The organism is Syntrophobotulus glycolicus DSM 8271 (assembly GCF_000190635.1).
In the GTDB taxonomy this organism is placed as follows: Bacteria; Bacillota; Desulfitobacteriia; order Desulfitobacteriales; family Syntrophobotulaceae; genus Syntrophobotulus; species Syntrophobotulus glycolicus.
Window position 1 is genome coordinate 717216 of the sequence record NC_015172.1, and the last position, 25442, is coordinate 742657.

Consider the following 25442-nt stretch of genomic DNA (forward strand, 5'->3'; position numbering starts at 1 on the left):
GCGCATGGCGAAAATACCGGATAGTGGTTTAGTGATTGTGGATACAACACTGCGGGATGGGGAACAAACCGCGGGGGTGGCATTCTCCAATAAGGAGAAAATCAGAATCGCCGAAATGCTGGATGACCTCGGGGTCCATCAGATTGAGGCCGGTATTCCTGTGATGGGCGGCTATGAGTCCGATACGATCTCCGCTATCTGCAAGCTCGGTCTGAAGGCCAGTATTATGGGCTGGAGCCGGGCCTTGATCCGGGATGTCGACGCTTCCCTGGCCTGTGGCTGTGATGCGGTCTCGGTCTCGATTTCTGTTTCGGATATTCATCTGAAGTATAAGCTCAAGACCTCGCGCGCCGCGGTTTTGGAGATGATGGCCAAAGCTGTGGGGCATGCCAAAAAACATGTCGATTATATTTCGGTCAATGCTGAGGATTCTTCCCGTTCCGAGATGGATTTTTTGACGGAGTTTGCCCGGGAAGCCAAGAGAGCGGGGGCGGACCGGATCTGTTATTGTGATACGGTGGGAATTCTTGATCCCTTTGCCGCCTATGAACAGGTGAAGAGCTTGAGAGAGGGGACCGGGATCGAGGTCGAAATGCACACCCACAATGATTTTGGAATGGCGACGGCCAATACGCTGGCCGGTGTCAGGGCAGGGGCCAGGTTTGTGGGGGTAACGGTCAATGGTCTGGGGGAAAGGGCCGGCAACGCTGCTCTGGAAGAGGTCGTGATGGCCCTGAAACACCTGCGGAAGGTAGATACCGGTATAAAGACTGAAAAATTTGTGGAGGTATCGGAATATGTGTCCAGAGCGGCAGGCCGCCTGCTCCCTTCTTGGAAGGCCATTGTGGGAAGTCATATGTTTGCTCATGAGTCCGGTGTTCATGCGGACGGCGCGTTAAAGAACCCGGTGACTTATGAGGTCTTTGAACCGCGGGAGGTTGGCCTGCAGCGCCAGATCATTATCGGCAAGCATTCCGGGACGGCTTCTCTGAAGGGCAAGTTCAGGGAATACGGGATAGAGCTTTCCGATGAACAGGCCGGAAAAATCCTGAAACATGTCCGATCCCTGGCCATAGACATGAAGCGTTCCCTTTTTGATAAAGAACTGATCTATATTTATGAGGATTTAATCCATAGGAAAAATGAAAAATGAAAGAAGCAAAGTGGAATTTCTGGCAGGCCTTATTTGTGATCCTGCTGATCTATGGGGCGGAAGTGTTTTTGGGCTGGATGAATCCTTCCCTCAATGTGGAAATTTTAACGGGGTTTTTGAAGTATTTCGGTATTGGTATCGGGGAAACTTTGCTTGTCCTTCTGGGGCTGTTCTTATTCATCAAAATCATCAGGGCTTCCTTTGCCGATCTTGGCTTAAGCTCCCTCAAACCTGTCCACCTGTTTACCGGTTTGACCGGGGGAATTTTTTTGTTCGCCATTACAGGGCTGCTGGGAACGTTCATTGCCAGTATCCTGGGGACTCCTTCTCCTCAGAGCTTTGCTATGGCGGTAAGCGGTGCGGACAGTATTTGGAAATATGTTTTTCTCTTCATTCTCGGGGGATTGCTGGCCCCTTTTCAGGAAGAGGTCATATTCAGGGGCCTGATTTATCCACCCTTGCGGGGGGATTACGGGAAGTGGAAGGGGATATTGCTGACCGCGACGTTTTTTGCGGCCATGCATTTTGACCTGATGCGTTTTATTCCCCTGCTGGCCGGCGGCATTGTCCTGACCTGGCTGTATGAGCAGAGCAAGAGCTTATGGCCGGCGGTCATCGCCCACTCAACCTGGAACATCTTGATGATCATCCTGATTATCGTGCAGAAGGGGTTATAGGGGCGGAAAGGCAAAAAATTAATTAAATGTAATGAAAAAAATACATGAATGATCAATACATAGAGATAAAAGCATAGAGATAAAAACATAAAGATCATACATCAAGATAAATGAACAGGGATAAAGATCGCAAAATGAGATATCCACAAAAAATATAGGGCCAAGAGATCGGGCAAGATAGCCGTAAAAGGATAAACAGGAAATTGACCGGGTAAGTTTAGATGAGCAGACGATATAGAGGGGTAAGTTTAGCCGGTGATCAGACGATATCCGGATAATAGGTAAAAAAGTGAGTAAAAAGACTGAGCCTGAAAGAAAAACTGAGGAAGTCGAAATCGTCCGCTTATCTTCGGAAGGAGCGGGGGTAGGGCAAATCAGGGGAAAGACAGTATTTGTCCCCGGGATGCTTCCGGGAGAAAAAGGAACTGTCACTGTAACCGAGGAGAAAAAGACCTACCTGCGGGGGAGGCTGGTGAAGCTTGAACGGATTTCCCCCGCCAGAAGGCTTCCTTCCTGTGCCGTTTTTGAACAATGCGGGGGCTGCAGTGTCCAGCATCTGAGCTATGAGGATACACTGCAATGGAAGCAGTCTGTAGTCCGGGACGCGCTCTTGAGAATCGGCAGGCTGGAGGTCGAGGTGCGTCCGGTTATCGGCATGGAAGATCCCTGGGAGTACAGGAATAAGGCCGTCTTGCATTGTGACCGCCGAGGCCGGCTTGGTTATTACGCCAAAAACAGCAATGACCTGGTGGAGTTCCCTCACTGCAAGCTGCTTCCGCAAACCATGAACGCAAAGATCAAGGCTCTCCGCCAGGTTTTGGGAGCCGGCAAATATGATGTTCAAGAGGTTGTTTTCCGGGAAAACAGCCGGCAGGAAACTTTGATCTGCCTGAAGGGCAAGATGACCGGAGAAGAGGCGGACAGGCTCAGCAGGGCAATCCGGCCTTCCTTTCAGGCTGCAGCGGATATCCGGGGAGAATGGCAGGCGGATACCGGGCTGCCGGATGAGAAATGTTCGATCATCATTCAGCAGGGTGACCGGGAAATGCCCGGTCAGGGCCGGCCATCTCTCAAGGGTGATCAGGGTGTGCCAAGCTTTGGCTTGCCGTTTCTGAAAGAAAACATCAACGGCCTGATGTTTAAGGTATCCTATAATGCTTTTCAGCAGGTCAATCTGAGACAGACTGAAGTGCTTTACAATACGGTCTTGCAGATGGCCGGGAGAAGCCAGGGGCAAGCGGACAAGGACAAGAGTAATCAGGAAACGCCTTCCGGTGTGGAGGGAACGGAACAGAGCAGTAAAACGGCGGACAAGGAAATAGCCGATGATAAAGTGGACGATCATACGGTCGTGAGGAAGAGAATAAAGCAGGTCTGGGACCTTTACTGTGGAATAGGGACCATTACACTCTTGCTGGCCGGGATGGCCGAGAATGTGACAGGTATGGAAGAAAATAGTCTGGCGATAGCCGATGCCGCTCAAAATGCCGCAGAAAATAAGATAAGCAATGTGAAGTTCATCGAGGGCAGGGTCGAGGACAGGATCGGGGAACAAAAGGACAGACCGGATCTGGTCGTGGTTGACCCGCCGAGGGCAGGAATGAATAAAAGAGTGATTGCGGCACTGCTGGACAGGAAACCCCAGAGTATCATCTATGTTTCCTGCGATCCCGCAACAATGGCCAGAGATGTCGGTATGCTGGCCAATGGGATGGAAATACCGGAGGGAAAGGGTGCCGGACTCAAGCGGCTAAAAGGGGCTTACCGGGTGGTCGAGGTTCAGCCGGTAGACATGTTTGGGTGGACGGAGAGCGTGGAGTGTGTCGTAAAGCTTGAAAGGCGATAAAAACCTAATTATATAAATAGTTTTAGCCATTGGATGTATGGGGCGCGGGCAAGCAGGTAGCCTGCCTGATCTATCGATCATTTTATCAAAGCATCCTTGTAACCAGCTGAATAAAGCATGTAAGGGCGGCAATTATCTGCCACCCTTTATGTATAAGTAATACGTAACCCGCCTGGACCATACCGCGTGAAAGAGGAATGTGAAAAACATACAGGAAAGGAAAGTGCATCTGTGAAAAAATTAAATGATTTTTTATACTCAGGCGATACCGTTCTTAAGATACTACAGAGATATGCTGAGGATTTGAAACAGTTGGCGAAAGAAACTCATAATCAGATTGATCTTTTGCACTGTAATTTTCTGCTTCAAATTGCGGAACTTTTGCAGCACAACGAATTCCTGACTTCGCAGTCTCAGCGGATTCGGGAATTCTATAAACTTATGGCAAATGAATATCCTTTTCTTGCATTTACCTTTAAGGGTCGAATTAAATCTCTGATACGCGCGGAAGCAAAATTTAACGGATATATCGTAGAATATATTTACGAGTATTATATTAAACATGGCAATTATCCGTCTCTTCCTGAACTGAAAAACTATTTAAACTGTTTTCGGGACCTGATTGCATACAGAATTGTGATTTCTCTTCCTAAATGTCATTTAAAGGAAGGTGAGATTTGCGAGGATGAAGAAAATAAATATTTATATGATGTTGCCAACAAGTTGCTTGGTTTCCTTGAGGAACGCGGATTTACCGCAGAACTGTCCTCATTTACGGGTCAGGAAAAATCTCCCTTGTTAAGAGAAAGCGTAAGCCCATACTATAGAGATTACGTTGCAAATCCAGAGTCTAGTGGCTATCGGTCGCTGCATATAACATTTTACGATAACATTGCCCGTTGTTATGTGGAAGTACAGCTTCGTACAAAAGAAATGGATGATTTTGCTGAAATTGGTCCTGCCAATCATTTGGGTTACGAAAAGCGACAGGAAAGTGAAAGAGTTAAACGAGATGCAATTCCAAAAGGCGAGAATATTTACTTTGATGATGCTTATGAAAGGGGTATCATGTTGCAGCAGCTTGAATTATCAAAGTTGGATGTAAATATGTTTTCAGCTGTGAATAATTCCCTTATCAACGATGGTTGCGGCCTCTACCGTGGAAGACTTATTCTTCCTTACGAGCATCTTTCAAAATTCCAAAATGACCTTATTGATTGAACAGGAGTAGTAAGAACAGATTAATAAAGCAAAAAGAGCAGTTTCACCGCTACCATAGTGAAATTGCTCTTTGCTTTCCCGATATAATCATTTAAAGGTCAGAAGCTGGCTGGGGTCTACATCAAGGGATTTTGCTATTCTATATAGGGCAATCATAGACTTCCGCTTGTCTATCTTGAGGCGACTCTGGGCCGCTAATCTTTATAGGACTAGTACAACATTCTCAAAATAACTACACAAAGATACTAAAATATGGTATGCTATTTATATCTTAGCAAATGAGGTATGGATAGATGGCAAGACCAAAACAAAATGTTGTTGAATTAACCGGAGATGAAATATCTGCATTGCAAAAAATAGTAAGGACTCATACTGCTGAAGCACGCACAGTCCAGCGGGCAAAAATACTTTTATATAGTGCCGATGGAATGAGCGATTCATCAATTGCTGAAAAGCTTGACATAAACCGGCGTTCTGTCTATAACTGCATTGCAAAATATATAGCAGCAGGAATGGAAGCCGCCCTTGAAGATTTAGCAAGGACAGGGCGCCCAGGAACTATTACTGACGAAGAGAAAGTATGGATTATAGATATTGCCTGTCAGAAACCTGCTTCATTTGGTTATCCACAGGAGTTATGGACAATGTCCAAACTACAGCAGCATATACGTGCGAATTGCCAGGCTGCTGGTTATTCCGGTCTTGAAAAAATAGCAGTTTCGAAAATATGGACAATCCTTAATGATGCCGAAATCAAGCCGCAGAAAATCCGGTACTATCTGGAAAAACGGGATCCGGAATTCAAGCAGAAAATGAATGAGGTGCTCATTGTCTATAAACAGCTTGAATTCCAATTTGAAACAAATGAAAATAACGGAACAATCACTATCTCCTATGATGAAAAACCTGGCATACAGGCCATTGCAAATACTGCAGAAGACCTGCTTCCTAATAGAGAACATGGATTTGTAGGACGGGACAGCGAATACAAACGGCTCGGAACGGTATCACTTTTGGCAGGAATGGATTTATATACAGGAGAGATTATTCCGTTAGTAAGTAATACGCACAAAAGTGCTGATTTTATAAATTTCCTTAAAATATTGGATGGAAAATATGATAAAGATTTGATAATAAGGATTGCCCTTGACAATCATAGTGCGCATACTTCGAAAGAAACCATGAAATACTTGGCTAGCAGACCAGGAAGGTTTGAATTTGTATTCACTCCAAAACACGGATCATGGCTAAACCTAATAGAAAGCTTCTTCGGAAAGTTAGCAAGGGTATGCCTGAAGGGCATCAGGGTAAAATCTAAGGAAGAACTCATCGATAGAATCTACCGATATCTGGATGAAGTTAATGAGGTTCCTGTCGTTTACCATTGGAAATATAAAATGGATGAAATTCAAATCTGATTTGCGCAACTAATTTAAGAATGTTGTACTAGCCCTACCGGTGAAGCAACCCAATTCGCCTACGATGGCCAGGAAAACCTGCGCACAGTCACAGATAACGCCGGAAACACCGCTACCTATACCCTAGATGGCAGCGGCAATGTGACAGATGTAGAAGTCAAGCAAAACGGAACAACTTCGGTCTATAAAAACACCTTTGAATACGATCAATCCGGCAATATGACCAAAGAGACCGCCAAACCCAACTTAAGTAATCCAGCAAACGATAAAACCACCCAATATCTCTATGACGAAGCAGGCAGGCTGACGGGGAAAGTCAACCCCGGCGACAGTACAAGTAACCCCAGCGTAAGTCTTGGCTATAAATACTTCGGCCTGGACTTCCTGAAAATCCTGAACGGACCAAAATATACCTTTGACTATAATCAGGAAGGCCAAACCACCAAAGAAGAACTCTTTAACAGCAGCGACACCAAAATAGGAGAGTTCGACTCCGAATATGACGCTCTGGGCCGGATGAATAAATTCACCGAAAAAGACGGCAGCGGCAATGAAATTGCCAGGTTTGAAAAACCGACCAAAGATTCATCCAAGATAGATATGTATGACCAAAGCGGTAACTTTAACGGATTTGACCTGATCTATAAAGGGCAAACCTCTAATTTCATCACCTACCTGTTCACCTATTTAAGCAACAATCTGGTTAAGACAATCACAGCTGCCGGTAAACAGTTCAATCTATACTTCGATGAAGGCGGGTTATTTACATCCAGAGTAAACCCTAACAATACGAGTGATGAATTCAAGTACAATGATGCCGGACAGGTCATTGAAAGCAAGACCAACAGCGTTGTTCCCAGCACGAATGGGAATACCACCACGACCAGTGTTTCTACCAAATGGTCCAGCCAGTACACTTATGACGCTGACGGCAGATTAACAAAGATCACCGATGGGGCTACAGGCAATTCAAGTGCTGTTTACACTTATAATAACGGAACGGAAAAGCTTAATCGATTAACAAAGGCCGTGCTGGCCAATGGCACTTACACCTTCGACTACTCCTATGATTCCAGGGGCAATATTCTAAACATGGATCTCTTAATCGGAGGAAGTGTCCAAGAACCAGACGTTCAGTTATAACGATGACAACCAGATCACCACATCGGGCTTCGTCTACGACAACAGCGGCAACCTGACGAGTGCTGTGGTCAAGGGAGTAACGTATAATTACGTCTACGATAAAGCCAACAGACTGATTGAAGTCAAAGACGGAAGCAATCAGACAATAGCAACTTACACTTACGATTCCCAGGGACAGAGACTGACCAAAACCACAGGCGGCAGCACGATCACTTACCACTATGGGAACGGCGGAGTTCTTTATGAAACCAAGAGCGGCGACGCCAACAATATCCTGCATGCCTTGTATATTAACTCACCACAAGGTAAACCGCTTGCTGTAAGCATGAACTATGATATTAGTAATCCTGGATCAAATATCTGGTACTATTATCATTACAATGCCCATGGGGATGTAGTGGCTGTAACGGACGGAAACGGCAATATATTCAGAGAGTATGCTTATGATCCGTACGGGAATATTATTAGTGCGAAGGATGGCGGCGGACAGACGGTAAATATTTCTACCGATACAGCTTTCGACCATGCTTACACTTACGCGGGTTACAGATACGACAGAGAAACTGGATTATATTACCTCAATGCTCGATACTACGAAGCAGGAATCGGCAGGTTTTTGACGAAGGACAATATTTATAATTTAAACCGTTATGCTTACTGCCTTGGAGATCCTGTAAATTACATTGACCCTAGTGGTGAAAATTCTATTACTTGGGATTCTTTTCGGGCAGGAGCCGGGGCGGCGGCATCAACAGGATTATCAATAACTGCAGGTATGATTAGTTGGGCTTTTGCTCTATCAATAGGTTTTATATTAGCAACTCCAACGTATACAGCCGATGAAAGTATATATATGACTCAGCCAACGTCTGGCGTGTCAAACGGTGATATTGAAGCTGGAGGTGACGGCGGAGGCGGAGGTGGTTCTACTCAACCTCCTAAAAAACCGAAAAAACCGACACATGGTCATCATGCCTACCCAATGGCATTAGGTGGTGCTGCAGCCCAAAAAGTTTATGAGATGCTTCCATCTGTTCATAGATATCTGCATGCGGCACTTTATCAATTTGAGAGAGGTTGGCTGGCACCTAAAAGAGGGTATACTGGTGAGATGATTCAAAGAATATATAGTGCAAAGGAAATTCAACAAGGGCTGATGAGGTTTTACAACAGTCATGAAGAGTTCAAAGTCCTCATTGACCCATTGATGAAAGCAATCGAATTTACAGGTAAGTAAATGTTAGAGGTGAATTACATTGAAGGAAAAAGTATGGGTTAATATACCGCTAAATTATCTGGAGGTACTAAGGGATTGGTCACAATTTTTCGCTTATGAATCTGAGGACGAAGAAAATGGCAAGCTAGTTGTTTATGAGTTTACTACGAATACAAAAGAATATTGTAATTTTGATCAGTTCTTAAAGGAAAACACGATTAAGCATTATATTTTCAGAAGAGTATATACTTTTACAAAGCGTGAAAAGGATAATGCCGAAATACTGTGGCTTTGGACAGATGATGACGCTAAAGAGTCTTATACTCCGGAGCTAATAAACCATGTATGTGATGCATGCGGAAAGAAAATACCGCACCTAGACAGGCATCTGCTTCATGTTGATTACAAAAAAATAAAAAAATATGATATTATGTCCACCTACCATGGGGATACAGAAACCATAGTATCAGAAAAAATAAAGCATTTATTTAATCAGGAGGGTATTACGGGCGTAGAATTTGAACCGATATATCAGATTGGCAAAGAAAATCAGGTGATTGAAGGATTTTATCATTTAATTCTCCGGGAAGGAATTGGAGATGTCGTAGAACCTTCTGAAATAATCAAAAAAGATTATTGTCCTGTATGCGGTTTTTATGATGACTTCAGATGTAAAACAACGCTTAACTTTAAGCGTAATACTTGGAAAGGGCTGGATATTTGCTATACAAAAAATTGGTTTGGCGGGCCTCCAAAATTTAAATCATTAATCATATCAAACAAATTATACAGGGTTTTGGAACAGAATAAGATTAAGCATGTATATTTTCAGCCGGCGTATTTAATCGATTAGTAAGCTCAGGCAAAGCCAAAAATTAGATTAATTCATTCTGCCATTGGTTTTTCGTTCGGCAGAAACAAATTCTAATCCATAATCAGCAGCCTCACACAGAATACGAAGTAAGCGTCAAGGGAAAGTAGCGTAAAGCGAACGAGAATCCGCAGCGTTAAGGCATGCCAACGGTTGACTTGCAGTAAGCCCAGAGGTTTTGGCATGTCAGCGAAGGAGAGACCGTTTCAGATTTTGTGTAAACCTTCATGATGATGTTAAGATAAGAGCATCACATGGAGGTTTTTGTTAATGGCAAAGAGGAGAATCACCCCCGAAAGAAGAGAACAGCGGAAAAAGTTACTGGAAATGCTGCAGGAAGCAGGGATCAACGACGTCTCAGGCGTACAGGACTTATTCAAAGAAATGGTCAGTACCGTCCTGGAAAACGGCCTGGAAGCAGAGATGGAAGACGAACTGGGTTACAGCAAATACGACTACCGGAATAAAGAAACAGACAACAGCCGCAATGGCTACAGCGAAAAAACCATCAAAACCAGCCTAGGAGATATGGATATTTCCGTTCCCCGTGACCGCAAAGGTCACTTCGAGCCGCAGATCATTAAAAAACAGCAGACCACACTCTCCGGAGACATCGAAGAGAAGATTCTGTCCATGTATGCCAAAGGCATGACCACAGGAGACATTGAATCCCATATTCGTGAAATTTACGGCATAGAAGTTTCAGACAGCACCATAAGCCGCGTCACCGACAAAATCCTGCCGGTAGTCAAAGAATGGCAAAGCCGCCCGTTGGAAAACATTTATGCCGTCGTTTTCATGGACGCAATTCATTTTCATGTACGCAGCGAAGGTCAAATTGTCAAGAAAGCAGTCTACATCGCCATTGGCATCCAAATGGATGGCATCAAAGACGTCCTGGGCATGTGGATCGGTGAGAACGAAAGCGCGAAATTCTGGCTTTCCGTGATGAATGGGATTAAAAACCGTGGCACAGAAGATATTCTTATTGCGTGTGTAGACGGCCTCACAGGTTTCACCAGTGCCATTGAAGCAGTGTTTCCCAAGACAGAAATTCAGCAATGCATCATCCACCAGATCCGGAACACAACAAGGTTTGTGTCCTATAAAGACATTAAAGCTCTTATGGCTGACCTGAAGAACGTTTACGCAGCTGTTGATGAACAAACCGCCCTTTATGAGCTGGATACCTTTGATGGAAGATGGGGAAACAAATACCCCAAAATAGCCCTGTCCTGGAAAGCCAACTGGGCTAATTTATCCACCTATTTCAAATATCCACAGGAAGTCCGAAAGCTGATTTATACCACCAACGCCATTGAAGGATTTAACCGTCAGCTCCGTAAAGTCACCAAAAGCAAATCCGTCTTTCCAACCGATGACAGCTTACTCAAAATGCTTTACCTGGCCATGATGGACATAACGAAAAAATGGACAGGCAGGCGGCAGGACTGGGGGCAGATTCATTCCCAGTTGCAGATTTTCTTCGGAGACCGGTTGGAATAATTGGACTAAAACTTTGCTACCCTCGCGCCGCGATTTTTGGGGTTGTCAATTGACAACCCCAAAAATACTTGTATAATGCAGACAAAAGGAGCAACAGCCACATAAATTCTATTGCTCCCATAAAATATTCGCCTTATCTTTCATCAATTTTGAAGTTTACACAGAGTTCGGGATACACCCGGGCATTATCAAGGCATTGCCCTCGGCCATCCATGGAAATTTTCACGCCGGCGCTTTCGAGCAGCAAAATATAATCTGGATTCGTGAAATGGCCCTCCTGGTCACTGTTGATAATTTCGGGCTTTCTATGACTCATGGCACGTTTTAAGCAACTCAGGACAAAAGATTTATCAAGCGTACTGGACAGTTCGTAGTCAACAATATAGCGGCTGTACCAATCGATAATGACGAATAGGTACATGAATCCTTTTTTCATTCGAATATATGTAATGTCTATCCCCCACACCTGATCCGGCCGGTTGATTTCCAGCTTGCGCAACAAGTACGGCCGGATGTATTGGGAATGGTACCGTTTGCTTAGATTGGGTTTCGGATAAATTGTGTAAATCCCCATATCCCGCAGGATGCGGCGAACTCGTTTTCTGTTGATAAGCAAGCCATAGTCTCTTCTCAGGATTGTTGTAATGGTTCGGTAGCCCCAGGTTGGCTCACCCGTGTGGATCTCATCGATCCGGCGCATCACAAATAATTCCGCATCGGAAAGGGTCTTCTGCTCAGAAATACGGCGGTAAACACTGCTGCGGTTAATGCTCAGCAATTGCGCCTGGCGCTTAACGCTAATTCGGGGATTGTCCCGGTCAACGAAACTTTTTCTGCCAGTCGGCTCCGACAATTTGCTCAGATTTTTTTTTGAGCCAGTCCACCTCGTAGGTGAGCTGACCAACCTTGCGTTCAAGTTCTGCTACGTGACGCTGCTGTTTATCAAGTTCTTTCTCGGCATCCGAAGGCCCTTTCTTAAATACCTCCGCGGCTCGTTCCAGAAACTCTTGCTTCCAGCGGCTGATAACAACAGGACTGATACCGTACTTTGCGGCAATTTCATTGACGGTGGAAGCCTCCTGTATTACCTCCAGGACTACCTTGGTTTTAAATTCGGCTGGATAATGGTTTCGCTTATTCATGTTTTCAGTATAACTTATTTTTCCCTGCTTTGTGTCTCATCCTATGGGAGCATTATATACCGCTGTCAGAATATCTCTTGTCCGGCCAGACAAAGAGAGGCCTTGTTTCATTTTGTCTCTAGGGATGCGATGAACATTGATGGGCTGGGTCCGGCAATCATTGTTCAGCTCATGGAAAACAGGCTGTTCCACGATGCTGCCGATTTTTTGTATTATCTCAAACAGGAACAGATGGAAAGTATGGAGCGCATGGAAAAAAATCCGCCGGCAATCTGATAGGAGCTATTGAAGCGAGTAAATCCCGCGGCTTAGCACCATTAATATTTGCACTTGGTATTCGTAATGTCGGAGTAAGGCTGGTAAGGTATTGGCTTAAAAATACGGGGCAATGGAAAAATTGGAACAGGCCCAAGAGGCTGAGCTGCAAGAAATACCTGATATCGGCGGTATTATGGCCGCAAGCATAGCTTCCTTTTTCCATGATCAGGCTAACAGGGAATTCATTCAAAGGCTGAAGGATGCCGGAGTTCAAATGACAGACAACAGACAAGCTTCATCCCAGCTTTTTATCGGCAAAAGCATTGTTGTTACTGGGACTCTCCAGAATTGGGACTACCGGTATATACGGAGGAAGAGTTTAGGCAGATGATTGAGGAATGATTGATAATGAATTATATCAAGGCTTTATTCACACAATTAAGATGCAAAAATTGAGCATTATAGTTACAGAATTTAACTGTTTTCGATTTTTTTAGAGAATATTCCCCTTGAATCTTAAATTGGAAAATACTAGAATTAAATTGTAAAATATACAAAAAAGGAGGGTGTTCTGTACTAAATACTTATGAGAAAGTCTAATTTGAACCATAAAATGATTGAAGAAAATAAAAAAGAAATAGCAAGAGAGATTCATGACGGACCGTTGCAAACTGGATTATATATTAGCAGAAGGTTAAAACAATTAAATGATTCAAAACAAAATACAGTCCGGAATGAGGAGATAACAGAAATTCAAGAGTTGATAAATAATTTAAATGATGAACTCAGGACAATATGCTTTGATCTACGAACGTCTATTTTAAAAAATAAAGGTCTAATTGATTCTATTAGTGTGTTAATGGAAGAAATAATGAAAAAAGAGTCTATAGTAATTTTCTTTGATGTAGAGGGGTTTTCCAATTCACTCAAATTAGAAGAAAAAATTGAAGTGACAATTTTTCGTATTATTCAGGAAGGTATTCGAAATATAGTTAGACACTCTGGTTCCAAAAAGGTTGAGATTAAACTTCGTCAAAAAACTAAATATATTGAAATTGAATTAAAAGACTTTGGTCAAGGTTTTGATATAACTATTCTTGAAAAGTATTTTTTAGAGCACAATCACTTTGGCCTTATTGGAATGAGGGAAAGGGTGCAAAATTTAGGTGGAGAATTTATAATTATGTCCCACCCAAGAGAAGGAACAGTTTTACAGGTAATTTTGCCTAATCAAAAATGAAAAATTACTCAATTATCTCCACCTATTCGAGAGTACCCTAAAAATTTATAAAAAGGAAACTGTTAAATTTTAAACAATTGTTGTGAATAGAAGGCATTGAAATTAGAGTAGACATAGCAGGGAGCTTTAGGGTAGAAACTAATGGGCATTGAAAGTTGACTATTAAAGAATTGGTATTCATGAGCAGTTTAATGAACATCTTAAAAAGATTTAATTTTATAAAAACAAGAGGTGAACAGAAAAATCATAGAATACGGAGGGATATAAGTGATAAATCCTAAAATTTTCATATTAATAGTTGATGACAATAGCCTTTTTGCCGAAGGGACAGCATCTTTATTATCTCTTGAATCAGAGATAGCTATAGCAGGTATTGCTAAAAATGCAACTGATTGTCTCCAACTTGTAATGAGCGTCCATCCTGATGTTGTTTTGTTGGATATTAATTTGCCAGATGCTTCAGGTATTAGTCTTATAAGCAAAATTAAAAGAGCTAAACCGAATACCTGTATCATTATGTTAACCGGTTATAGTTCAAATGAGTATATTGATGCTTCTCTTAAAGAAGGAGCATCAGGCTTTCTTTCGAAGGATTGTTCTAAACAAGATATTATGATTGCTATTAAACAAGGATTAATAGCTGAAAAATATCCTTCGCGTATCCTGTTGAAAAATTTAATGAAGACTAGTAGTAAAGATAAAAGTATTGAAGGTTCTGGATCGCTTGTTTTTCAAAAGTCAAATTCTAATATAATTAATGATACAACTTTACTAACTTCACGAGAAAAAGACTGCCTAAAACTGATTTGTGAAGGTCTTAGGAATAAGGAAATTGCCGAAGAATTAGGAATTACCAATCGTACAGTAGAGTATCACGTTGGTAATATTTTAGAAAAGTTAGGAGTAAAATCTCGTTTGGAAGCGTTATTAAAATATAAAAAGAACATATGATAATTTGTAATTTTTCACCAAAAACTATACAATATTTTATTACCGTGTAAGAGTCTTTTTATGTTGGAGTCTGTAGCTGTTGCCTGTCATGTTTATAATCTCACAGTGATGTATAAGTCCGTCTAAAATCGTAGTTATAATTGTAGCATCTATAAATTAGCCAATTCATCAAATTCCCTTATTTGAGGTAATAATGAGTGATGTTTTCACGGATATTGAGGACTCGAAACCGGGGAACAAGTTGGCTCCTGTAGTTTCAAGAAATAACTGGTACTGGTTGCGGAAATGTTGCTGCAGATTAGATTTCTTACGATGCCAGACTTCTGGGTGGCTATGGATCGCTGGTTTCTATGTAAGTCATTCTTTCAGTGGCTTGTATCGAAAGACTTTGATTGGGTTACAAAAGCCAAACGCAATACCACTTTGTTTATTAAATGAGTGTGAAAAATAATCTGTTCTTCCACCCTTTCCCCAATAGAATAAAGAGGAAAGGCAGTGTTGTACAAATGGCGGAGAAAAGAGAAAAACGTCAACCCATGTTCTCCAGAGAAGTCATGAAAGAATTCATCCGGGAGAACAACATTGTTACAGCGGAAGATGCTCAAATTTGTTCGCCGATACTCTCCAGGAGCTCCTGGAGGCCGAATTAGATCATAGCCTGGGCTATGAGAAGAACGATACCGAAACGAAAGAAACCTCCAATCGCCGCAACGGTCACAAGCAAAAAGACCGTACGCAGTGACTATGGTGAGCTGGAACTGGACATGCCGAGAGACCGGGACGGTGAGTTTGATCCGGTCATCGTCAAGAAACACCAGAAGAATGTTACCGGTATTGAAGATCAAATTCTTGCTCTTTATGCCAAAGGAATCAGTACTCGGGACATTCAGGATCATCTCCAGCAGCTTTACAGTATCGAGGTTTCTCCTACTCTTATCTCCAATGTCACCAACAAATCGTGCATTCCTGGCAGAATAACTGGGCTGAGATCTCCATCCTTTTCAAATATCCGCGGGAGATCCGCAAGATTATTTATACGACCAATATGATTGAAAGCTACCACCGGCAATTACGGAAGGTTACCAAGGGCAAGAGTATCTTTCCAACGGATGATGCCCTGCTAAAAATGCTCTACCTGGCCACTCAGGATGTCTTAAGAAAGTGGACGGGCCGGATCCAGAATTGGAGCCGGATTTTACTCCAATTGTCCATCTATTTCCCGGAAAAGGTAAAGTTGCATATCTACTCTTGAGCAACTGGCATGATGCACCGCAAGAGGCTGTAGATGTAATGCCTGACCTTTGCCATCAATAGAGATTTTCAGCTTTTTCCAGAAGCTTGATGTAGTCAGGATTCGTAAAGTGGCCCCCTTGATCACTATTAATTATCTCTGGCTTGCGCTTATTCAGCGCACGTTTTAAACAGTCCAGAATAAATGACTTTTCCAGGGTGCTCGAAAGCTCGTAATCGACAATGCGTCTGCTATACCAGTCAATAATGATAAACAAGTACATGAACCCCTTTTGCATTCGGAGTAGGATAAGCATTCAGCGCCTTGTTCATTTCTGAATAGGTTTCCGAACACTTTCCTCCGAACCGTACTTACACTTTTCAGTGTATACGGCTCTCCATCTACCATTTAATATCACGAAGCATGGATAATCTGACTGAAACAATGTTCACATACAGGGAGTGTTTTACGCCTCAAATTGATCATGCGAATATTCCACGGCGTATCTGCTATGAGACTGCTTAACTTACGCACATGGTGGATTAAGATTCTAACATTTACCGCATTACAGAGTTCACAGACACCCTGCTTGAGCTTGTACGCAGGGCCGTATCTGCCAAATGGGTATTTGTATTCGATTTTAACGTCATCACATAGTTTGTCTCACTCGCTTTATCTCTGCGGAAACCATTGTGATAATACAGCACGGCTCTTTCTACACCCTTTCCATCATGTATTTGTCTAGTTCATTCAGGTATATATTCGCTAGAATTGGACTGATGATCGACCCTTGGGCAGTGCCGCTGTATGTGGCGTAATACTGCCTGTCTTCCAAATAGCCTGCTTTGAGAAATTTTCGAATGAGTTGAATAAATCGTTCATCTTTTATTCGCTTGCGCAGTATTCTTACCAGAATGTCGTGATCAATGGTGTCAAAATAGGCCGAAATGTCACCTTCAATAAACCACTTTTCTAAGAAGATATGGGCGGATATACTGGGCATGATAACGTTTACTGAGATTGGGCTTGGGATAGATGGTATAAATGCCCATAAGCCGCATCATTCTTCGGATCTTTTTACGGTTAACCAGGATCTCGTCATCGCGTCGAATAATCTTCGTGATTGTTCTATAGCCCCAGGTGGGGTGAGTAGTGTGTATTTCGTCGATTCTGCGCATGATGAACAAGTCCTCGTCTGAAAGGGTCTTCTCTTTTGGAGGATTGCGGTATATACTGTTGCGATTGATGTTCAGCAATTCAGCCTGTCTGCTGATGGTCAGGCAGGGATCACTGAAATCAACGCATTCTTTTCTTCCAGTCAGGTCCGACGATTTGTGTAGATTTTTTTTCCAACCAGCCTACTCGTAGGTAAGCTGGCCCACTTTGCGCTCAAGTTCAGGGATATGCTCTTTACTTTTTTCGAGTTCCTTTTCGGCTTCAGAAGGTCCTTTCTTAAATATACTGACCCCAATGAGTTAAACACGGAACTTAAATGTTGATTAGCAGGAATATCTGCAATTAATAAATTAGATTTTATACCGAGATAAAACGGGAAGACCCTTGATAGTAAGGGATTACACGGGATTAATAAAGTTATTTCTTTTTGCGAGAAATTTTGATCATTATCGTTAGTCATTTTTAAAAAGAAAAAAGGCACTGAAACGCTGGAAGTAGCATGTTTAAAGGAACAGAGCGTTTTTTAATGCCTTTTTTTTATTTTAGCATATTCGTTTGAGGAAAATATACAACTTTGCCGTTAAAAATCAGCGTTAATGCGTTAGTAAGTGGTTAACACTAACGTGAGAAAACCTGATGCTTTCAAGCGTTAGAGCTATTTAACAGATGAAAATAAACGTTAATGTCCAGGCAAATTTATGGTCAAAACGTTAAAAAAGCAATGTGACAAAATGAATTTTTTCAAAAAAGCTGTCACATTGCCCGTATACCAACTGTTCCAGCGCTTTTTGGCATTAAAAATTGTCACATTGCAATATTACAAAAAATTAAAGAAGGCCAGCCCCAAAAGATTGAGGCTGGCTCTTATTATTTGCGGAATTAATTCCACTTTAGGGACTAAAAAAAAGTCTATTGATCTTCTTCTCCATTAAAATCTTGCCTCATCGTTATATTTGCTTCTTCCAGTGGGATTACCCCTACTACCTTACCAAGGACTTTCACTTTCGCCAGATCAGTGATAACAATATCTTTCATTTTATCATTAGCCGGCTTGAGTCTTACCTCATGATCGTATCGGTAAAACTTCTTTATTGTCACGTCACCGTCGACTTTTATTAGCGCCGACTCTCCTTGTTCTACTGTCGGCTGCGGGCTAATAATTATTAGGTCGCCGTCCCGGATACCAGCATCGATCATACTCTCTCCTTTTGCTCTCACAATATAAGTATTTTTTTTAATTTTCTTGGTCGGTACCGGAAGAAACCCTTCCAAAAATTCATCTGCCATGATTGGCATACCAGCGGCTACTGTTCCAAGAACCGGCAGGTATACTTTTTTCTCTTCCTTAATAATTTCTGTTTCATGTCCCGGATCTGAGGCTCGGGTCTTTTTTAATGTTTCTTCTAGAATATCAAGGTTCCTATTTTTTATCAAAAATGCTGTATAAGCCTTTAGTGCTTGCCGACTTTCACCATCTAAAAGATTATAAGCCTCAATCATTCTTTGTAGATCAGGCTCAATAGCAGCCTGATCTACTGCTGATGTCTCACCCGTAAGAACCCAGTCTGAAGAAACACCAAATTCCTCCTTAATAGATATCAAGGTAAAAAGACTAGGTAATGCTTTTCCTGATTCCCAATCACCTATATTACCTGATGATAACCCTAATTTTGCCCCGAATTTAGCCATTGAAAGTCCAGTTTTCTTTCGTAAATGTTTTATCCGATCACGAATGCCATTTGAATAAATATCTCTAAGTGAAGACAAAGTTCTTTCACCTCCAATCTCCACTCTGAATATCAGAGTGATGTTCTATAATATCGGTATAAGTCGACTCTTTATTTCAGTGTGAATCCCTTTACACGCTCTGCATTACAGTATATAATATCTCTATAGGGAATAAATTCCACGATACAAGCGTACCACAGACCCGACAATCTCTCAATGCAAATATTTGTCGGAAGACATGAAGAAAGGAGTAAAAAGAACCCTAATATCCATACGTCGAGGTTCAACGCTTGTCGAAAAATTCCTTTAAAGTAGATTTTTAATAAATAAGAATTTCGAAAGGAGGTAAGTCCGTGAAGCAAATAACTCCAGAGCAAATAGACAGCATTGAGGTAAACGTATTTAAAGAACACTGTATTCCAGCAGTTTTAGACGAAGTTGAAAGAGAATTGAAATTTAATGAAAGACTTTTTTTTCATAGTAAAACCCTATATAGCAGTTCGGAACAATGGAAAACAGTAAAGTCAGTTATATGCGGATGGACTAGTTACTGTTTTAAAAGAGTAAAAAAAGGGGAAGCAAGTGTTGCGGAATTTGCAACCTGTCAGGGATTATTGGAAGAAATACTGGCGGAGTATGGTCGTAAAATCTGGGGAGAAGAATCACAAGATGATTGCACAATTCGAAAAGAGCATGAAAGAGGCGAAAAAAGAAAGCCTCAAGCCTTTTCGTGACCAACATGGGAGGTGGTGAATTATGAGACTTAATGAGCTGACCCCGTTCGGTGTCAAAGTCAAACAGAGACTGCTTGAAGAACGGATGACTCAGGCTGAATTTTGTGAACAGCACAAAATACCAACGAACCGGTTCAGTGAAATTTTGTACGGTATCAGGCCCGGGGTTAAGTACCGGGAAATGATTGCAGATATTCTCAATATTGATGAAGCCGCTTAAGGAGGTGGGGAAACTTGACAAACCTGAACCGGGAATCTAATAGGGTATCGGAAATTAAGGTCCAGATCGCAAAGACAGATCTCCAGGTGGAGTGTTTAAAAGATGTAATCATCCAGAAGCAAGAGGAAGCACAGGCGATGGAAAACGAGATTGCTTTACTGCAAGGCAAATATGAAGGCGTTAGAGAGATCATGAATTTTGTGCAAAAAGAACTTGAGATTCAGTTGAATCTTTTAGTTCAATTACGGAAGAAAGGAGAAAGTCTTGAAAAAAAAGATACTGAGACGCTCGCAACGACTCAGTATCAAGAAGCAAAGTCGGTATAAACCGACACCTAACTTATTAATTTTACTACACAGAATAAGCATCGACAACCAGGGAAGGAGGAAAGAGTTTGCCTGAAGATATCTTTTTAATGATTGAAGACGCCGCTGAGCTGGAAGGGATAAAATATAACACCTTACTGCAAAGAATTTTGAGAAATCCAGAAAATTTCAAAACAAAGACTATGTCAGCATTAAGCGGCGGCAAAGATCGTGTCCTCGTCGGGCTGTCTTCCCTTAGTCCAAAAGCGCGTAAATTATATATTAAAAATCAGATGAACGAAATTATCCCGGGAATGGTTGAGGATAAAACCTTCGGTAGCATCATGCCTTGGTATATGGAAGTTGACGTAAACTGGTATATCGAGAACAACAAGCAGCAATTTTATGAGGCTGTGGAACTCTGCAACCGGATCAGTGAATTTATCTTGTACCGGGGCGCTAATAAAACAGAATTCGCAGAAAATCTTGCAAAAAGCCTGGAAATCAGCAAACGGTCATTGTATGACTACTGCAAAAAGTATACTGAGGCCAATTCCTGGGCTGAAAAGCAGGCTGCGAAAGACGGGCAAAGTTATGATTACTTCAAAGTCCTGGCGCTCTGCAGAAAGCCCAGCAAAAAATACAAGTTCCCGTCACTATCTACAGAGGTAAAAACCTTTATCAACGGGATCTGGTACAACGAAGACTTTTCACGTAATCAGGGTACCGTTGACATGGTCTATACTACCCTTGAGCGTCAGGCGGCGGAGAAAAGCTGGGAGATTCCGTCATACAGCACGGTGGCACGGTACATTAACTTTGAAATGAACGTCAACATGGGAGAACCGGTTAAATATTATCAGACTTTTGGCGAACGGGAATTTAAACGAGATAAGATGGTTAAGGCATCAAGAAATACAAAAGCGCTGCCGGTCATGGGGCTGATTCAGGGAGACGGCCATACTTTTGACTGCTGGGTTAAATACACGCATCCAAATGGAAAAGTATCAGCGGTCAAGCCGGTGCTGGTCGGTTGGGTGGATACCAGAACTAGAGTGATTGTCGGCAAAAGGATCTGTTATCACTCAAACGCACAGGTTATCAAACAGTCTCTGATCGACATGCTCTATACCTATGGAGTGCCGGAATACATGCTGATCGACAACGGGAAGGATTACACTGCTGAAAACATGACTGGCCGCAACCGAAAAGAGCGCATTAGTTTTGATAGTGAGACAGTCGGTTTTTACAAAAGCATTGGTATCAAGGACGATATCCGCAGCCTACCCTATCAGCCGTGGTCAAAAGCTCAGATAGAACGGTTCTTTGGAACGGTCTGCAGCCGGTTTACAAAATGGTTAAGCAGTTACACGGGTACACTGACAGGCCGGAAAACAGCTGCAAAGGTTAAAAAAGATATTCCAAATCTTTTAGAAAAGGATTTACTGCTCTCCATGGAGGAGTTCGCAGCTATCTTTGAAAAATGGGTGAAAGAAGAATATCACCAGCGTAATCATTCCGGACTGAAGAGAATGAAAGAAGCGTATATCAAGCCGCTGGAGCTATTTGAAAAAGCTGTTGAAAAGTATGTCAAAGCTCCACCGCCCAAGTCATATGCGGCAATGCTGATGATGAAGGCCGAACGAGTACATGTCTACAACATTGGAATCCGCAAATTTGGCTATGAGTACAGGGCCGCTGAACTTTGTGATTATATTGACAAGAAAGTAGATATCAAATGGGATGAAAACGATATCACCCGGCTCTATGTCTACAACCTGGACGGTCAGAAAATCTGCGAGGCAGAAAGCCAGGAACTGCTGCTGATTGCGCCTAAAATTCCGCAAAAGGCGTTGGAGGATCACATCAAAATGCAAAAACAACAGCTTAAGAGTATTCGCGACAGGGCAAATAAGTATACCACTCCGCTTGAGGAGCTGGCCGAGAATTACAGATCACATAAAAGTACATTCAGTCCATTGATCAGTAACGAACCTGTGAAAAATGTAGTAACCTTGCCGGTGGATAAGCAGTACCGCGAAGACATTACAGAAAAGAAAACGCGCAGGCAGCGCAAGGAAAACGAATATTTCAAAGAGCAGGCGGAAGAAGCCCTGCAAAAACTAAGAAATCTAAGTTAATGGAGGGAATTTAGGATGGAAGTAGCAACCATTTATCAAAAAAACAATGATCAGGAGTTAATTCAAAAGGCCAATGAGTATATCAAGGCTAGAGGAATGAATAAAGAAGAGTTTGCTAAAGAGATCAATTATTCGAGACCGGCTGTATCTCAGTTTTTAAATGGAAAATACGAGTCCAAATCTGGAGATATCCGGGAAAGAATAGCTAACCATCTAAACATCAGTCTGGACAATTCATTAAACCTGAAACCTGTTGAGATCAAGAAGCCCGTCTTTTTTGAGAGCCTGGATGCAGCAAATATTATTGGGGTTTGTAACTCCTGCCAAAAGTATGGCGGTCTGGGTGCAATCATCGGGAAAAGTGGATTTGGTAAAACTTTCACTCTCGAATATTATGGTAAATTGCCGAAGGTAGCCTATGTTGTGTGTAATGATGCCATGAATTCTAAGGATCTGCTGGCTACGATTGAGCGATCCATCGGACTGCCGATCGGCACGGGGACAAACTCTATGCGTGCTAATAAAATCTGCGAGTTCTTTGATATTAACCGGGGTTATTTGCTTATTATCGATGAGGCTGACAAGCTTCTGGGTAAATACACACAGAAAAAAATGGAGATCCTGCGCGGTATCTTCGACGGAGCAAAAGTCGGGATGATTGTCGCTGGCGAAGAACAGCTAGAAAGCATGATCAAATCCTATATCCCCCGCTTTGCTAACAGAATAGAATTTTATTACAAATTGAAAGGGCTTACAGCTGATGAAATCAGAAAATATTTAGGAAGCCTGGGGCTTCAATTCGCTGAAGAAGTAATCCAGGAGATCATCCGTCGCGGGACAAACATAAGAACAGGATGCTTCCGACTCTTTGATCGGACATTAAACAATATACTCAGGATCCTGGACGGAGACGCAAGCAAGCCCGTCACCCTGCAGGCGCTGGATAAAGCAAGTGAAATGATGATGCTATAGGAGGATTTGACATGAAACACGGCAAAAATCCTACCAGGAAGCAGAAAATCATGATAAAAAAAGTCGGATTGAACCCGGACAACTGGCTGGTGGTCAAAAATACCACCGACCAATTGTGCTTGATCAACCGGGAGAGCGGCAGGACGAAGGAGATTCCATATGGTTGAGAAGGCAATCACCGTCAGCAAGGACATTGAGCAGCTCAGGGACGGGATAGACCAGATCCTGAAGACCTGTGTCATGGACAAGGAAGAGCTTAATTACAAGGAAAAGGAGCTGCAGGATCTGCTCCACGAAATTGAATTCGCCGAAAGCCTTGACCGGAAATACCAGAAGAATTTTATATCAAAGCTTCAGTATCACCGGCGCGATCGGCGGCGGCTCAAGGATGAATTATTCCTCATAGAGCCGGTAGCAAGACTACTTAATGAAAAATATCCCAACCTGATCAATGACCTGAATAAAGCTCTGGGTAAGTGCCGGAAAGATGAAGAATCTCTTAAGAGCAGGATATATAAGCCTAGGACAACTGTTTTAAAGGAACTGCTGGAAAATGCTGAGGCGCGAGGAGGTCAATGATGAGAACCATATCGATTGATATTTCTGAACGGTTAGAAGAGCTACTGACTCAATTCCATCATACGGATACTTTGGCGACAAACAGACCCATTTTTATAGTCAGGGACAGATTGGACCATTGTGAAGAATGCGATGCGGATTGCGACGGAGAACGTTGTATAGAACATATCGACAAATCCTTTCATTTCTCTTTGAATGAGGCCAGAAAATACTTGGAATATCAAGGGCATAATCTTTCAGACCCGTATGTTTTTGGTCATTCTCCAGGCTATGCCAACGAAGGCGACTTTATCCCCTTTTATGATCTGCTCAAGAGCATTGCTGAAAAGCTTGAAAGAAGGTGAAGGTAGTGACCCGGAAAAAGAACAAGAAAGCCAAGACTCTGAATAAATTCCTGAGCAAACAAGAGCCGGTTCAGAATGTACCTCAAAACCGATATTCCAATCCAATTATCGGGTTAGCAAGGTTATTTGAATTTCTGGGAAGCTGCCAGAGCTTTCCTGTCAACGTGAGGACTGCAGCATGTGTTTCTGGGATTCCCGAAAATGAAGTCCGTAGAGTCTTACAAGGTTCCCTATATTACTTTGTTTGGAAAGATGATATTACAAAATGCCGAACGGCATAAGGAGGAAAAAAGAATGTTCAAAGTGTGTATTGATCCCGGTCATAACGAAACCGGAGCAGACCGAGGAGCTAGGTATAAGGATCTGGCTGAAGAGATCCTGACTCTCAAAATTGCCAAGCTGGTAAAGCAAGGGCTGGAGGCACAAGGTAATTTTACAGTGATCATGACCCGTGAAGGGCAGACCGTTAACGGCCCGGCCACTACACTGCTTGACTCTTTGCGTACAAGGTGCAGCATAGCAAACAATGCCGGTGCAGATCTGCTTGTATCTATTCATATTAATGCAGGTAAAGGCACCGGCTCTGAGGTGCTGGTCTATGGTACCGGAGGAAAGGCCGAGGTATGCGGCAAGATCATGGCTCCTCTGATCGCGGACGCTGGCTCTTGGACAAACCGTGGCGTTAAAGTCCAAAATATTCAAGTTTTGCGGGATACTACTATGCCGGCGATTCTGACAGAGAATGGCTTTATCGACAACGACAATGATTACCAGAAGTTGCTCAAAGACAGTGTCCTAAAGGATATCGCTGACGCGCATGTGTTAGGAATATGCAATTATTTTGGCGTCAAGTATAAAACTAGCCCGACAGTTCAGCCGGTCGCTACAACATCCCAGGCCGCTGCTTTGCCCTTCCTGATCATCTATTCCGGGGAAGTCGAATCAAGGATAATGCCTTATTTGCAGGAAAGCCTTAAGGCTCCGGCAATACCGCTTGCGGCTCTATCCGAAACAGTGGTCAATGCAGCTCAGAAGCTAATCGGAATCGGTGGCAAAGCTGAAGATTATGTGGTTGCTGGCAAAAAGCTGACCTTATACAAATTAATCGCCGGCAGTAACAGAATCGAAACGGCTGAAGCAGTTATTAAGGCTGTTAGGGGCGGGATAGCTTGAGCCGTAGGAGTCCGGGGGAACGGATCATTGAGATTCTAAACAGGTTCAAAGAAGACGAAGTGTCAAGGGCGGAAGCCCTGAATGATATCCTCCGGGTTCTGCGGTCAACCTGTGAGAACTGTAAACACCGTACAGAATCGAAAAAGCTTGAATATAAGCGTCAAGAGATATTAAAAGATATTCAGGACGGATTTTAA

General features: G+C 42.6%; 24 protein-coding genes and 6 pseudogenes. 23 read left to right on the forward strand and 7 right to left on the reverse strand.

Features of this window, described 5'->3' with window-relative positions; genetic code table 11:
- Positions 1-4 precede the first annotated feature (4 nt).
- The 9 genes from nifV (at position 5) to SGLY_RS03770 (ending at position 11051) form a co-directional block, all read left to right on the forward strand.
- Positions 5-1153 (forward strand): homocitrate synthase, encoded by a 1149-nt coding sequence (gene nifV, locus SGLY_RS03730; RefSeq protein WP_041444586.1) that lies wholly within the window; start codon positions 5-7, stop codon positions 1151-1153.
- The gene (locus tag SGLY_RS03735; RefSeq protein ID WP_013623963.1) at positions 1150-1830 is read left to right on the forward strand and encodes a CPBP family intramembrane glutamic endopeptidase; all 681 of its coding nucleotides are present in this window, start codon (positions 1150-1152) and stop codon (positions 1828-1830) included. Before nifV ends, SGLY_RS03735 begins: the two co-directional genes overlap by 4 nt.
- 289 nt (positions 1831-2119) lie before the next feature.
- A complete protein-coding gene (locus tag SGLY_RS03740; RefSeq protein ID WP_013623964.1) occupies positions 2120-3676 on the forward strand; it encodes a class I SAM-dependent RNA methyltransferase in 1557 nt (518 codons plus the stop codon).
- A 231-nt stretch (positions 3677-3907) separates the two neighbouring features.
- On the forward strand, positions 3908-4897 hold the full coding sequence (locus SGLY_RS03745) for a nucleotidyltransferase family protein (RefSeq protein WP_013623965.1): 990 nt from the start codon (positions 3908-3910) through the stop codon (positions 4895-4897).
- A 293-nt stretch (positions 4898-5190) separates the two neighbouring features.
- Positions 5191-6315: an IS630 family transposase gene (locus tag SGLY_RS03750; protein WP_013623966.1), complete on the forward strand. Its 1125-nt coding sequence runs from the start codon at positions 5191-5193 to the stop codon at positions 6313-6315.
- Between the two features lie 141 nt (positions 6316-6456).
- The gene (locus SGLY_RS03755; protein WP_041444590.1) at positions 6457-7458 is read left to right on the forward strand and encodes an RHS repeat protein; all 1002 of its coding nucleotides are present in this window, start codon (positions 6457-6459) and stop codon (positions 7456-7458) included.
- A complete protein-coding gene (locus SGLY_RS16955; protein ID WP_013623967.1) occupies positions 7430-8695 on the forward strand; it encodes an RHS repeat-associated core domain-containing protein in 1266 nt (421 codons plus the stop codon). Before SGLY_RS03755 ends, SGLY_RS16955 begins: the two co-directional genes overlap by 29 nt.
- A 19-nt stretch (positions 8696-8714) precedes the next feature.
- Positions 8715-9527, forward strand: a complete 813-nt coding sequence (locus SGLY_RS16960; protein ID WP_013623968.1) for a hypothetical protein — start codon at positions 8715-8717, stop codon at positions 9525-9527.
- Between the two features lie 288 nt (positions 9528-9815).
- Positions 9816-11051 carry an IS256 family transposase gene (locus SGLY_RS03770; protein ID WP_013623969.1) on the forward strand — a complete coding sequence of 412 codons (1236 nt, stop codon included), beginning with the start codon at positions 9816-9818 and terminating at the stop codon, positions 11049-11051.
- 178 nt (positions 11052-11229) lie between these two features.
- Here SGLY_RS03770 and SGLY_RS03775 read toward each other — a convergent pair.
- A pseudogene (locus SGLY_RS03775) lies at positions 11230-12193 on the reverse strand (IS3 family transposase); the annotation flags it as partial.
- Positions 12194-12238: 45 nt separating this feature from the next.
- Between SGLY_RS03775 and SGLY_RS17790 the strand changes: the two are divergent.
- The 3 genes and pseudogenes from SGLY_RS17790 to SGLY_RS03795 all read left to right on the forward strand — a co-directional run.
- Positions 12239-12818 (forward strand): annotated as a pseudogene (locus SGLY_RS17790) (helix-hairpin-helix domain-containing protein); the annotation flags it as partial.
- Between the two features lie 234 nt (positions 12819-13052).
- A complete protein-coding gene (locus SGLY_RS03790; protein ID WP_013623971.1) occupies positions 13053-13691 on the forward strand; it encodes a sensor histidine kinase in 639 nt (212 codons plus the stop codon).
- A 267-nt stretch (positions 13692-13958) separates the two neighbouring features.
- Complete coding sequence (locus tag SGLY_RS03795; protein WP_013623972.1) at positions 13959-14642, forward strand: response regulator; 684 nt, start codon at positions 13959-13961, stop codon at positions 14640-14642.
- 39 nt (positions 14643-14681) lie between these two features.
- Here SGLY_RS03795 and SGLY_RS18305 read toward each other — a convergent pair whose 3' ends face one another.
- Positions 14682-14795, reverse strand: coding sequence for an ATP-binding protein (locus SGLY_RS18305; protein ID WP_345786554.1), 114 nt, complete (start codon positions 14793-14795; stop codon positions 14682-14684).
- Between the two features lie 383 nt (positions 14796-15178).
- Between SGLY_RS18305 and SGLY_RS17375 the strand changes: the two are divergent.
- A pseudogene (locus SGLY_RS17375) lies at positions 15179-15894 on the forward strand (transposase).
- A 36-nt stretch (positions 15895-15930) separates the two neighbouring features.
- Here the strand turns inward: SGLY_RS17375 and SGLY_RS03805 are convergent.
- From SGLY_RS03805 to SGLY_RS16975, 5 genes and pseudogenes are all read right to left on the reverse strand, one after another.
- Positions 15931-16177, reverse strand: a pseudogene (locus SGLY_RS03805) (DDE-type integrase/transposase/recombinase); the annotation flags it as partial.
- 110 nt (positions 16178-16287) lie between these two features.
- Positions 16288-16512, reverse strand: a complete 225-nt coding sequence (locus SGLY_RS18595; protein WP_427916607.1) for an HNH endonuclease — start codon at positions 16510-16512, stop codon at positions 16288-16290.
- Between the two features lie 85 nt (positions 16513-16597).
- Positions 16598-16843 (reverse strand): annotated as a pseudogene (locus SGLY_RS03810) (reverse transcriptase/maturase family protein); the annotation flags it as partial.
- A pseudogene (locus SGLY_RS18310) lies at positions 16839-17333 on the reverse strand (IS3 family transposase); the annotation flags it as partial. The pseudogenes SGLY_RS18310 and SGLY_RS03810, both read right to left, overlap by 5 nt.
- A 625-nt stretch (positions 17334-17958) precedes the next feature.
- Positions 17959-18816, reverse strand: coding sequence for a helix-turn-helix domain-containing protein (locus SGLY_RS16975; RefSeq protein WP_052298601.1), 858 nt, complete (start codon positions 18814-18816; stop codon positions 17959-17961).
- A 314-nt stretch (positions 18817-19130) separates the two neighbouring features.
- On the opposite strand from SGLY_RS16975, the gene SGLY_RS03830 reads away from it, so the two are divergent.
- The 10 genes from SGLY_RS03830 to SGLY_RS03875 all read left to right on the forward strand — a co-directional run bounded on the left by SGLY_RS03830 (position 19131) and on the right by SGLY_RS03875 (position 25442).
- Positions 19131-19511, forward strand: coding sequence for a hypothetical protein (locus SGLY_RS03830; protein WP_013623975.1), 381 nt, complete (start codon positions 19131-19133; stop codon positions 19509-19511).
- A 22-nt stretch (positions 19512-19533) separates the two neighbouring features.
- A complete protein-coding gene (locus SGLY_RS03835; RefSeq protein ID WP_013623976.1) occupies positions 19534-19731 on the forward strand; it encodes a hypothetical protein in 198 nt (65 codons plus the stop codon).
- A gap of 14 nt (positions 19732-19745) precedes the next feature.
- Positions 19746-20057, forward strand: a complete 312-nt coding sequence (locus tag SGLY_RS03840; protein WP_013623977.1) for a hypothetical protein — start codon at positions 19746-19748, stop codon at positions 20055-20057.
- A 68-nt stretch (positions 20058-20125) separates the two neighbouring features.
- Positions 20126-22177 carry a Mu transposase C-terminal domain-containing protein gene (locus SGLY_RS03845; RefSeq protein WP_013623978.1) on the forward strand — a complete coding sequence of 684 codons (2052 nt, stop codon included), beginning with the start codon at positions 20126-20128 and terminating at the stop codon, positions 22175-22177.
- 15 nt (positions 22178-22192) lie between these two features.
- Positions 22193-23149: an AAA family ATPase gene (locus SGLY_RS03850; protein ID WP_013623979.1), complete on the forward strand. Its 957-nt coding sequence runs from the start codon at positions 22193-22195 to the stop codon at positions 23147-23149.
- Between the two features lie 11 nt (positions 23150-23160).
- Positions 23161-23316: a DUF6906 family protein gene (locus tag SGLY_RS18055; RefSeq protein ID WP_013623980.1), complete on the forward strand. Its 156-nt coding sequence runs from the start codon at positions 23161-23163 to the stop codon at positions 23314-23316.
- Complete coding sequence (locus SGLY_RS03855; protein ID WP_013623981.1) at positions 23309-23728, forward strand: hypothetical protein; 420 nt, start codon at positions 23309-23311, stop codon at positions 23726-23728. Before SGLY_RS18055 ends, SGLY_RS03855 begins: the two co-directional genes overlap by 8 nt.
- Positions 23728-24072, forward strand: a complete 345-nt coding sequence (locus SGLY_RS03860; RefSeq protein ID WP_013623982.1) for a hypothetical protein — start codon at positions 23728-23730, stop codon at positions 24070-24072. The genes SGLY_RS03855 and SGLY_RS03860 overlap by 1 nt, the downstream gene beginning before the upstream one ends.
- Before the next feature lie 294 nt (positions 24073-24366).
- Positions 24367-25245 carry an N-acetylmuramoyl-L-alanine amidase gene (locus SGLY_RS16980; protein ID WP_013623984.1) on the forward strand — a complete coding sequence of 293 codons (879 nt, stop codon included), beginning with the start codon at positions 24367-24369 and terminating at the stop codon, positions 25243-25245.
- Positions 25242-25442 carry a hypothetical protein gene (locus SGLY_RS03875; protein ID WP_013623985.1) on the forward strand — a complete coding sequence of 67 codons (201 nt, stop codon included), beginning with the start codon at positions 25242-25244 and terminating at the stop codon, positions 25440-25442. The genes SGLY_RS16980 and SGLY_RS03875 overlap by 4 nt, the downstream gene beginning before the upstream one ends.

Coding starts and splice junctions, on each gene's coding strand:
- SGLY_RS03855 (WP_013623981.1), top strand. CDS start 23,309: ATGGTTGAGAAGGCAATCACCGTCAGCAAGGACATTGAGCAGCTCAGG.
- SGLY_RS16980 (WP_013623984.1), top strand. CDS start 24,367: ATGTTCAAAGTGTGTATTGATCCCGGTCATAACGAAACCGGAGCAGAC.
- SGLY_RS03860 (WP_013623982.1), top strand. CDS start 23,728: ATGAGAACCATATCGATTGATATTTCTGAACGGTTAGAAGAGCTACTG.
- SGLY_RS03750 (WP_013623966.1), top strand. CDS start 5,191: ATGGCAAGACCAAAACAAAATGTTGTTGAATTAACCGGAGATGAAATA.
- nifV (WP_041444586.1), top strand. CDS start 5: ATGGCGAAAATACCGGATAGTGGTTTAGTGATTGTGGATACAACACTG.
- SGLY_RS03735 (WP_013623963.1), top strand. CDS start 1,150: ATGAAAGAAGCAAAGTGGAATTTCTGGCAGGCCTTATTTGTGATCCTG.
- SGLY_RS03835 (WP_013623976.1), top strand. CDS start 19,534: ATGAGACTTAATGAGCTGACCCCGTTCGGTGTCAAAGTCAAACAGAGA.
- SGLY_RS03850 (WP_013623979.1), top strand. CDS start 22,193: ATGGAAGTAGCAACCATTTATCAAAAAAACAATGATCAGGAGTTAATT.
- SGLY_RS18055 (WP_013623980.1), top strand. CDS start 23,161: ATGAAACACGGCAAAAATCCTACCAGGAAGCAGAAAATCATGATAAAA.
- SGLY_RS03770 (WP_013623969.1), top strand. CDS start 9,816: ATGGCAAAGAGGAGAATCACCCCCGAAAGAAGAGAACAGCGGAAAAAG.